This is a genomic window from Pseudomonadota bacterium (assembly GCA_010028905.1).
Classification (GTDB): domain Bacteria; phylum Vulcanimicrobiota; class Xenobia; order RGZZ01; family RGZZ01; genus RGZZ01.
Window position 1 is genome coordinate 1 of sequence record RGZZ01000866.1, and the last position, 1,230, is coordinate 1,230.

The 1,230-nt window shown below is 70.4% G+C and carries 1 protein-coding gene; it reads right to left on the bottom strand.

The window, feature by feature from the left end:
• On the bottom strand, positions 1-1,230 hold a 1,230-nt coding region (locus EB084_25980; protein ID NDD31714.1), incomplete at both ends, for a DEAD/DEAH box helicase.

Here is a 1,230-nt window from a genome sequence, read left to right on the forward strand (position 1 = left end):
CGCCGGATCTCGGCCCGCCCCCCAGAAACGAGGCTCGCATACCGCAGGTCGAAGCGGAAGCTCTTGTTGGCCGCGCCGATGAAGTCGAGCACCGTGAGACAGCTCTTGCCCGGGGCCAGCCGCAGACCCCGCCCGAGCTGTTGCTGGAACACCGTGGCGCTCTCGGTGGGACGCAGCAGCAGCACCGTGTCCACCTCGGGAATGTCGACCCCCTCGCCCAGCACGTCGACCGTGAACAGCACGTTCACCTGGCGTGCGCGCAGGGCCGAGATGGCCGCCTCGCGATCGTCCCCCGTCACGTCGCCCGTCACCACCCCCGCGGGGATGCCGTGCTTCTGGAACTGCTCGGCCATGAACCGCGCGTGCTGGACGCTCACGCAGAACCCGATGGCCCGCATGGCCCCGAGATGGAGCACGTGCTGCCGCAGCGCCCGCAGAACGAGCCGCACGCGCTCGTGGTTGCCCGTGTAGACCCGGTCGAGCTCGTCGGCGTCGTAGTGCCCGCGGGTCCAGCGCAGGCGGTCGAGCGCCACCTCGTCCTTGATGCCGAAGTACTGGAAGGGCACCAGCAGCTGCCGATCGAGCGCATGCCACAGCCGCAGCTCGGCCGCGATGCGCCCGTCGAACCACGCGAGCACGCTCTGCCCGTCGGTCCGCTCGGGGGTGGCCGTGAGCCCCACGAGCACGCGAGGCTGCAGGTGCTCAAGCAGGCGGCGGTACGTCTTTGCCGCCGCGTGGTGAAACTCGTCTACAATGAGCACGTCGAAGGCACTCGGGTCGAGCGACTCGACCCCCTGCGCGCTGATCCCCTGGATGGACGCGAACAGGTGCCGCTCTCCCTCGCGCGCGCGCCCGCCCGTCCACAGGGTGCCGAACTGGGCTTCGCCGAGCACGAGGCGGAAGCGGTGCAGCGACTGCTTCAGGATGTGGTCGCGATGGGCGACGAACAGCAGCCGCGTGCCACCGTGCCCCCACTGCTGGCGCAGGCGGGCGTAGTCGAAGGCGGCGATCATCGTCTTGCCTGTGCCGGTGGCGGCAACCACGAGATTCTTCCACCGCCCGTGCACCTCGCGCTCCACCTCGAGCCGCTCGAGGATCTCCTGCTGGTAGGGGAAGGGGCGCAGGTCGAGCGAGACGAGCCCGAGCTCGGCCACGTCGTCCCCCGCCCCGCCTCGTTGCGCCGCGATGGCGTGGTCGAAGCGCTGCGCGTCGCGCTCAGGGAGGTACGTC